Consider the following 9,457-nt stretch of genomic DNA (forward strand, 5'->3'; position numbering starts at 1 on the left):
GCGCACCCCATCGCCACCGAATACTTGTCATCCGCTTTAGAGTGGAGACCCTGACGCCTGCGCTCGGAGGAGTTCACCGCCCGCCGGCGACCTCTTGCGCAGTGGAACGATCAACCAGAAGGAAACTGAAGACGATGAAGTTTCGGGTGACTCGCGACGAGTTCGCAGATTCGGTCGCGTGGGTTGCACGCAGCCTGCCCAGCCGACCACCGGTTCCGGTCCTCGGCGGTGTGTTGCTGACCGTGACCGAGACCGGACTGTCAGTCTCGGGTTTCGACTTCGAGGTCTCGGCACAGGTGAACGTCTCAGCCGAGGTCGCCGACGAAGGTCAGGTCCTGGTGTCGGGCAAGTTGCTGGCCGACATCACACGCGCCCTCCCTGCCAAGCCCGTCGACGTGCAACTCGACGGAACCCGCGTCGCGATCGTCTGCGGTAGCGCGAAGTTCTCGTTGCCGACGATGCCGGTGGAGGACTACCCGCAGCTTCCCGAGGTGCCCGACAACACCGGGTCCATCCCGGCCGATGTCTTCGCCGAGGCGATCACCCAGGTTGCGGTGGCCGCCGGCCGCGACGACACCTTGCCGATGCTGACCGGTATCCGCCTGGAGATCGACAACGAGACCGTGGTGCTCGCCGCGACCGACCGTTTCCGGTTGGCAGTTCGTGAACTCACCTGGAAACCGGAAGTCGCGGGCACCACGTCCGCTGTGCTGGTCCCGGCGAAGACACTCGCCGAGGCGGCTCGCACAGCCGGATCCGACGGAACCTCGGCCGTCGGCCTGGCCTTTGGATCGGGCGGGAGCATCGGTGCGGACGGTCTGCTCGGCATCCTGGGATCTGGCCGTCGCACCACCACCCGCCTGCTGGATGCGGAGTTCCCGAAGTTCCGTCAGCTGCTGCCCCCCACCCACACATCGGTGGCCAACATCGAGATCGCACCGTTGACCGAGGCCATCAAGCGTGTGGCCCTGGTCGCCGAGCGCGGTGCGCAGGTGCGGCTCGAGTTCGGTGAGGACACCGTGCTGCTCACCGCCGGCGGCGACGATGCAGGTCGCGCCGAGGAACAGCTGGATGTGAAGTTCTACGGCGACCCACTGACCATCGCGTTCAACCCGGGTTATCTGCTCGACGGGCTCACGTCGCTGCATTCGTCCACCGTCGACTTCGGGTTCACCACACCGTCGAGGCCGGCTGTGTTGCGGCCGGGTGCCGACACCGAGCCGGTCACCGACGAGAACGGCGCGTACGCCGCACCCAACAGCGAGTACACCTACCTGCTGATGCCGGTTCGACTGCCGGGCTGATCTGCCGACGACACCGCGCCGGATGACCAGGTCGGCCGGAAAGGTCAGCGCACCGAGCCACACTGACCGAGAATGAGTGCGGTGACCAGCGACTGACGCAGGTTGCCCGAGCGTTGATCCGACTCGAATCGATTCGCGGCCATCTGACCGCGAGGACCGTGACTGGCAAAGGACTGGTGAGACCATGCAGCTGGGTTTGGTGGGATTGGGAAAGATGGGCGGGTTCATGCGGACCCGGGTCAAGAACGCCGGAATCGAGGTCATCGGATACGACCCACGTCCGGAGGTCACCGATGTCGCATCGCTTGCCGAACTCGCCTCCGCGCTCGACGCCCCGAGGATCATCTGGGTGATGGTGCCCTCGGGTGAACCCACGCGGTCCACCGTCCGCACGCTCTCGGACATCCTCTCGCCCGGCGATCTTGTCATCGATGGCGGCAACTCCAAGTACACCGACGACGCGATCAACGCAGAGCTGTTGAGCAAGAAGGGAATTCGTTACGTCGACTGCGGAGTGTCCGGCGGTATCTGGGGCTTGGAAAACGGATACGGCCTGATGTGCGGCGGCGCCAAAGAGGACGTCGAACGCGCCATGCCGATCTTCGACGCGCTGCGGCCCCCCGGTGAGCGGGCCGACGGATTTGTCCACGCCGGCCAGGTCGGCGCCGGTCACTACGCCAAGATGGTGCACAACGGCATCGAATACGGACTGATGCACGCCTACGGCGAGGGCTACGAGATCCTCGACGCCGAACCCCTCATCGAAGACGTCACCGGCACCCTGCGGGCCTGGACAAACGGCACCGTCGTGCGATCGTGGCTCCTCGAACTGCTGGTCAAGGCACTGCAAGAAGATCCCGGCCTGGCCGAGATCTCCGACTACACCACCGATTCCGGCGAGGGCCGGTGGACGGTCGAAGAAGCCATCAGGCATTCGGTACCCGCCAACGTCATCTCCGCGGCCCTCTTTGCACGCTTCGCCTCGCGCCAGGAAGGCGGCTCGCCCGCTCTCAAGGCCGTGTCGGCATTGCGCAACCAGTTCGGCGGACACTCGGTGGTTCCGAAGTCGTCGGGCGACTGACCGGGAGTTGATCTGAGCAGGTGTACGTCCGCAATCTGTCGCTGCGCGATTTCCGTTCCTGGGATGAGGTGTCCATCGAACTCAGCCCGGGCACAACACTTTTCGTGGGGAGAAACGGATTCGGCAAGACCAACCTGCTCGAGGCGCTCTACTATGTCGCCGGCTTGCGGTCGCATCGGGTGAGTACTGATCAGCCACTGATCCGTACCGGGGCAGACCAGGCCCGGGTCACCGCGACGGTGGAGAACGACGGTCGTGAACTGACGGTGGATCTGGTGATCGGCGGAGCTCGCAGCAACAAGGCCGCCATCAACGGTGCCCCGTGCCGCAGGCCACGCGATGTGCTGGGGATCCTACGTGCGGTGATGTTCGCGCCCGAAGACCTGTCGCTGGTGCGCGGCGATCCGGGGGAGCGACGTCGGTTCGTCGATGAACTGGTCGCCATGCGTGGTCCTCGGTGGGCCGCGGCCAAGTCCGACTACGACCGGGTGTTGCGTCAGCGGGCCGCACTGCTCAAGACGGCGGCGGCCGCCCTACGCAGGGGCGGCAGCGACGCCGAGTCGGTGATCAGCACGCTGGACGTGTGGGACGCCCAGCTCGCCGCGTACGGCGCCCAGGTGAGCGCCGCGCGGATCGATTTGGTGAACGAACTGGAATCCCATGTGGCACAGTCATATTCGACGATCGCGCCGCATTCTCGGCCGGCGAACATGCGTTACCGATCGTCGGCGTCGATCGATGTGATCCCGGCGCATGGGGAGAAGGCCGATGTGGACTACATCGAAGCGGCGCTGCTCAGCGACCTCGCGGCGCTGCGTCAGAAAGAGATAGACCGCGGTGTGACGCTTGTCGGGCCTCACCGAGACGACGTCGATCTCTTGCTCGGCACCGAACCGGCGAAGGGTTTCGCCAGTCACGGCGAGTCGTGGTCGATGGCCCTGTCACTGCGTCTGGGCTCTGTCGAACTGGTGCGTGCCGACGGCGTCGAACCGGTACTGATGCTCGATGACGTGTTCGCCGAACTCGATGCCAAGCGCCGCGAGAAACTCGCCGACGTCGCGGCCGGGGCCGAGCAGGTCCTCATCACCGCGGCGGTCGCCGACGACATCCCCTCTCAGATCGGCGGCAGGACCGTCGCGGTGAATATCATCGAGTCGGCAGGCGTTCGAACGTCGGAATTGGTGGTCGGGTGATGACCGAGGAACCCAGCAAGGGGCAAGAGCCGGGTACAGGAAACGAGTCCGGAGGCGGCGGCAGGTCCGAGGGCAGCGGCTACGACATGGCGCGCAAAGCACTCGAAGACGCCCGGGCCGCTGCTCGCGCGGCCGGTAAATCCGTCGGTCAGGGCCGCGCGTCTCCTGGCAGACGGACAGCTGCACCGCGCAAAACCACCCGTAGATCGTGGACCGGTGCCCACCCCGACCCCTACGACCCGCAACCTCTCGGTCGTGTCGCCGGGGGTCTGGCAGGCCGTCGCGGATGGAACGCCAAGCTCAGTGAAGGCACCGTATTCGGTGCCTGGGACCGGATCGTCGGTGCCGAGATCGCGGCGCACGCGCAGCCCAAAGCATTGCGCGACAAGGTTTTACACGTCACGGCCGAGTCGACTGCCTGGGCCACCCAACTGCGGCTGATCCAGAGCCAGATCCTTGCCAAGATCGCGGCCTCGGCCGGCCACGGGGTTGTCACGAGCCTGCGGATCACCGGCCCGCAGAGCCCATCCTGGCGCAAAGGCGAACGTCACGTCCGTGGCCGCGGACCCCGCGACACCTACGGCTAGACACGGATTTGGCGAACCGGCCACGAATCCCGTCAGAACGTGGACGACGTACCCGCTGTGTCGGTCGGACTAGGTCTCATCCGAGAAAATCCGTCTGCGGACAAGTCAGGGGTGTTGCAGGGCCATTCCTTGTCGCCTTACCCAGTAGTATGTAGAGAGTTGCCCCGAACCGGGGTAGACCGCCGCATGGGAACCCCGGGAGCAGAACAGCGATGGCTGCCGGGCGCGTACCGCGTGGTGTGACTCAATGGCGATGTAAGGAGCGGACGCACTCGTGGCCGACAGCACCGAACCCCAGAATCCGGAACAGCCGGAACAGCCGGAACCGACCAAGAAGGCCCCGGCCAAGAAAAAGGGCAGCGACTACGGTGCGGATTCGATCAGCATCCTCGAAGGCCTCGAGGCGGTTCGCAAGCGTCCCGGTATGTACATCGGTTCCACCGGTGCGCGCGGCCTGCACCATCTGATCTGGGAAGTCGTCGACAACTCGGTCGATGAGGCCATGGCGGGCTATGCCTCGCGGGTCGACGTCACCCTTCGCGCCGATGGCGCGGTGCAGGTGGTCGACGACGGCCGCGGGATCCCGACCGGTATGCACAAGACGGGCATTCCGACCGTCGAGGTCGTCATGACACAGCTGCACGCCGGCGGAAAGTTCGACTCCGACTCGTATGCGGTGTCCGGTGGTCTGCACGGTGTCGGCATCTCCGTGGTCAACGCGCTGTCGAAGACGGTCGAGCTGGAGATCAACCACGCCGGCTTCTCGTGGGAGCAGACCTACACCAATGCAGTTCCGGGGCCTCTCAAGAAGGGTGCGCCCACCAAGAAGACCGGCACAACCGTCAGATACTGGGCCGACGAGAAGATCTTCGAGACCACCACCTACGACTTCGACACCATCGCGCGCCGCCTGCAGGAAATGGCCTTTCTCAACAAAGGCCTGACCATCACCCTCACCGATGAGCGGCCGGCGACCATCGAGGTCGGCGACGCAGACGACGTCGATGTGGCAGAGGCACCCAAGTCCGAGGACGAACTGGCCGAGGAAGCCGCCAACACCGAGCTCGCCGACGAAGCCGTTGTCGACGCCGAGGGCAAGCCGGAGAACTCGAAGAAGAAGAGCCGTACCCGGATCTACCACTACCCGGGTGGTCTCGAGGACTTCGTCCGTCACCTGAACAACCGCAAGACCGCCATCCACAACTCCGTGCTCAGCTTCACGGCCAAGGGCACAGGCCACGAACTCGAGGTGGCCATGCAGTGGAACAGCGGATACGCCGAGTCGGTGCACACCTTCGCCAACACCATCAACACGCACGAGGGTGGCACCCATGAGGAAGGTTTCCGTTCCGCGCTGACGGCGACCGTCAACAAGTACGCCACCGAGAAGAAGCTGGTGAAAGACAAGGGCGACAAGCTCACCGGCGAAGACATCCGTGAGGGCCTGGCCGCTGTCATCTCGGTCAAGGTCGCCGACCCGCAGTTCGAGGGTCAGACCAAGACCAAACTCGGCAACACCGAGGTCAAGAGCTTTGTGCAGAAGGTGAGCAACGAGAACCTGGCGCACTGGTTCGAGTCCAACCCTGCCGAGGCGAAGATCATCATCCGCAAGGCAGTGGAGTCGGCGAACGCCCGGCTGGCCGCGCGCAAAGCGCGAGAGTTGGTGCGCCGCAAGAGCGCCAACGACATCGGTGGGTTGCCGGGCAAGCTCGCGGACTGCCGCAGCAAGGACCCGAGCAAGTGCGAGGTCTACATCGTGGAGGGCGACTCGGCCGGCGGCAGCGCCAAGTCGGGACGCGACTCGATGTACCAGGCGATCCTGCCGATCCGCGGAAAGATCATCAACGTCGAAAAGGCCCGTATCGACCGTGTTCTCAAGAACACCGAGGTGCAGTCGATCATCACCGCCTTCGGTACCGGTATCCACGACGAGTTCGACATCAGCAAACTGCGGTACCACAAAATCGTGCTGATGGCCGACGCGGACGTTGACGGACAACACATCTCGACCTTGTTGATGACGTTGCTGTTCCGTTTCATGCGACCACTGGTGGAGCACGGTCACGTGTACCTCGCTCAGCCGCCGCTGTACAAGCTCAAGTGGCAGAAGGGTGCACCGCCGGAGTTCGCGTACTCCGACCGTGAGCGCGATGGTCTGCTCGAGGCCGGCGCCCAGGCCGGCAAGAAGATCAACAAGGACGACGGCATCCAGCGGTACAAGGGTCTCGGCGAGATGAATGCCAAGGAGTTGTGGGAGACCACGATGGACCCCTCGGTGCGTGTCCTGCGTCAGGTGACGCTCGATGATGCCGCCGCCGCCGACGAACTGTTCAGTGTGCTGATGGGGGAGGACGTGGTGGCCCGGCGGAGCTTCATCGCCCGCAACGCCAAAGACGTTCGCTTCCTGGACGTCTGACGGACTCCGCTTCCATCTGCTTCGACCTGACACGACGAAAGTGAACTGATGACCGACACCTTGCCACCGGACAGTGGCGCCGGAGACCGCGTCGAGCCGGTAGACATCCAGCAGGAGATGCAGCGCAGCTACATCGATTACGCGATGAGCGTCATCGTCGGCCGCGCGCTGCCCGAGGTCCGAGACGGACTCAAGCCGGTGCACCGCCGACTGCTCTACGCGATGAACGACGCCGGGTTCCGGCCCGACCGCAGTTACGTCAAGTCGGCCAAGCCGGTCGCCGAGACCATGGGTAACTACCACCCGCACGGCGACACCGCGATCTACGACGCGCTGGTGCGATTGGCGCAGCCGTGGTCGATGCGGTATCCGCTGGTCGACGGCCAGGGCAACTTCGGTTCCCGCGGCAACGACGGCGCGGCCGCAATGCGGTACACCGAGGCCCGGCTGACGCCGCTCGCCATGGAGATGTTGCGTGACATCGGCGAGGAGACAGTCGATTTCACTCCCAACTACGACGGCAAGACCCAGGAACCGACGGTCCTGCCCTCACGTGTACCGAACCTGTTGATCAACGGGTCGAGCGGCATCGCGGTGGGTATGGCCACCAACATCCCGCCGCACAACCTCGGTGAGGTGGCCGACGCGATCTTCTGGGCACTCGACAACTACGAGGCCGACGAGGAGAGCACTCTCGAAGCCTGCATGGAACGCATCAAGGGACCCGACTTCCCAACCGCGGGACTGATTGTCGGCGGCCAGGGCATCCGCGACGCGTACACCACCGGCCGGGGCAGCATCCGTATGCGAGGCGTGGTGCGGATCGAGGAGAACAAGGGTGCCACCACCCTCGTCATCACCGAGCTGCCGTACCAGGTGAACCCCGACAACATGATCCTGTCGATCGCCGAACAGGTGAACGAGGGAAAACTCAAGGGCATCAGCAGGATCGACGACGAGTCGTCGGACCGTGTCGGCATGCAGATCGTGGTCACCCTGCGCCGCGATGCCGTGGCCAAGGTGGTGCTGAACAACCTCTACAAGCACAGCCAGCTGCAGACCAGTTTCGGCGTGAACATGCTCTCGATCGTGGACGGTGTTCCGCGAACGTTGCGCCTGGACAAGATGATCCGCCTGTATGTCGAGCACCAGATCGACGTCATCATCCGGCGCACCCGCTACCGGCTGCGCAAGGCCGAAGAGCGGGCCCACATCCTGCGCGGTCTGGTCAAAGCCCTTGACGCGCTTGACGAGGTCATCGCGCTGATCCGCCGGTCCCAGACCGTCGACCTGGCGCGTACCGGTTTGATCGAGCTGCTCGACGTCGACGAGATCCAGGCCGACGCCATCCTGGCGATGCAGCTGCGCAGGCTCGCGGCGCTGGAACGGCAGAAGATCGTCGACGAGTTGGCAGAGATCGAGATCGAGATCGCCGACTACAAGGACATCCTCGCCAAGCCTGAGCGCCAGCGCGCCATCGTGCGCGACGAGCTGGCCGAGATCGTCGAGAAGTTCGCCGACGAGCGACGCACGAAAATCATTGCCGCAGACGGGGATGTGTCCGACGAGGACCTCATCGCCCGCGAAGACGTGGTGGTCACCATCACCGAAACCGGCTATGCCAAGCGGACGAAGACCGATCTCTACCGCAGCCAGAAGCGCGGCGGTAAAGGTGTCCAGGGTGCCGGTCTCAAGCAGGACGACATCGTCCGGCACTTCTTCGTGTGCTCCACCCACGACTGGATCCTGTTCTTCACCACCAAGGGCCGGGTCTACCGGGCGAAGGCGTACGAACTGCCGGAGGCCAACCGCACCGCTCGTGGCCAGCACGTCGCCAACCTGCTGGCTTTCCAGCCCGAGGAGCGCATCGCCCAGGTCATCCAGATCAAGAGTTACGAGGATGCGCCCTACCTGGTGCTCGCGACCCTCAACGGACTGGTGAAGAAGTCGCGTTTGGTGGACTTCGACTCCAATCGCTCCGGCGGCATCTTTGCGATCAACCTGCGCGGTGAGGACGAGTTGGTCGGCGCACAGTTGTGCAGCGCCGACGACGACCTGCTGCTCGTGTCGACGAAGGGACAGTCGATCCGCTTCTCGGCCACCGACGACGTCTTGCGTCCGATGGGTCGGCAGACCTCTGGTGTCCAGGGCATGCGGTTCAACGACGATGACCAGTTGTTGTCGCTGAATGTGGTCCGCGAGGACACCTACCTGTTGGTCGCGACATCGGGTGGCTACGCCAAGCGCACCGCCATGAGCGATTACCCCGTGCAGGGTCGCGGCGGCAAGGGCGTCCTGACGATCCAGTACGACAAACGCCGCGGCGCGTTGGTGGGCGCAGTGATCGTCGACGACGACAGTGAGCTCTATGCGATCACCTCCGGGGGAGGCGTCATCCGCACCGGTGCGCGGCAGGTTCGCAAGGCCGGACGCCAAACCAAGGGCGTCCGCCTGATGAACCTGGGCGAAGGAACTACGCTCTTGGCTATTGCCCGCAATGCCGACGAGCCGGATGAACCGGCTGACACGCAGAACGGGCCGGCCGGCAAGAAGTAGCTGAGGCGAACGCAAAGGAACGCATGAGCACAACTGACGAGCCCAACGAACCCAAGGTCGCGGGCGAACCGAACGGCACCAGTGGGCCGCCGAAAGGTCCGCAGGGATCGTCGGGCAGCGGTGGTGAGCAGGACACGGCGACCTCCGCCGCGGCGAACTCCTCGGCCAACGGCGCACGTCCTTCGGTGTCAGTGCAGGATCAGGCGCCGCGGCCGGACGCGGGTCAGGGTCAGGCCCCGGCACAGGGTCGGCCTCCCGGCAACGGGACCGGCCCCGGTGGCGTGCCTCCTTGGCAGCGTGCCGGCTCGCAAGGCGGTCAG

The 9,457-nt window shown here is 64.8% G+C and carries 6 protein-coding genes and 1 pseudogene; all 7 read left to right on the plus strand.

The annotated features are described in order from the left end of the window. The first annotated feature begins 134 nt into the window (after positions 1-134). Positions 135-1,304 (plus strand): DNA polymerase III subunit beta, encoded by a 1,170-nt coding sequence (gene dnaN / locus W823_RS32270; protein WP_023954140.1) that lies wholly within the window; start codon positions 135-137, stop codon positions 1,302-1,304. 184 nt (positions 1,305-1,488) lie between these two features. Beyond that, positions 1,489-2,385 (plus strand): phosphogluconate dehydrogenase (NAD(+)-dependent, decarboxylating), encoded by an 897-nt coding sequence (gnd, locus tag W823_RS32275; RefSeq protein ID WP_023954144.1) that lies wholly within the window; start codon positions 1,489-1,491, stop codon positions 2,383-2,385. 20 nt (positions 2,386-2,405) lie between these two features. Then, the gene (recF, locus tag W823_RS32280) at positions 2,406-3,578 is read left to right on the plus strand and encodes a DNA replication/repair protein RecF (protein WP_023954146.1); all 1,173 of its coding nucleotides are present in this window, start codon (positions 2,406-2,408) and stop codon (positions 3,576-3,578) included. After that, entirely contained in the window at positions 3,578-4,165 is a 588-nt protein-coding gene (locus W823_RS32285) for a DUF721 family protein (protein ID WP_023954148.1), read from the plus strand. The genes recF and W823_RS32285 overlap by 1 nt, the downstream gene beginning before the upstream one ends. Positions 4,166-4,439: 274 nt before the next feature. Continuing rightward, positions 4,440-6,581 (plus strand): DNA topoisomerase (ATP-hydrolyzing) subunit B, encoded by a 2,142-nt coding sequence (gene gyrB, locus W823_RS32290; protein WP_023954150.1) that lies wholly within the window; start codon positions 4,440-4,442, stop codon positions 6,579-6,581. Between the two features lie 48 nt (positions 6,582-6,629). Further along, positions 6,630-9,137, plus strand: coding sequence for a DNA gyrase subunit A (gene gyrA, locus W823_RS32295; protein ID WP_023954152.1), 2,508 nt, complete (start codon positions 6,630-6,632; stop codon positions 9,135-9,137). A 23-nt stretch (positions 9,138-9,160) separates the two neighbouring features. Beyond that, positions 9,161-9,457, plus strand: a pseudogene (locus tag W823_RS0127455) (hypothetical protein); the annotation flags it as partial.

This window comes from Williamsia sp. D3 (assembly GCF_000506245.1).
In the GTDB taxonomy this organism is placed as follows: domain Bacteria; phylum Actinomycetota; class Actinomycetes; order Mycobacteriales; family Mycobacteriaceae; genus Williamsia; species Williamsia muralis.

Coding starts and splice junctions, on each gene's coding strand:
- gyrA (WP_023954152.1), top strand. CDS start 6,630: ATGACCGACACCTTGCCACCGGACAGTGGCGCCGGAGACCGCGTCGAG.
- gnd (WP_023954144.1), top strand. CDS start 1,489: ATGCAGCTGGGTTTGGTGGGATTGGGAAAGATGGGCGGGTTCATGCGG.
- dnaN (WP_023954140.1), top strand. CDS start 135: ATGAAGTTTCGGGTGACTCGCGACGAGTTCGCAGATTCGGTCGCGTGG.
- W823_RS32285 (WP_023954148.1), top strand. CDS start 3,578: ATGACCGAGGAACCCAGCAAGGGGCAAGAGCCGGGTACAGGAAACGAG.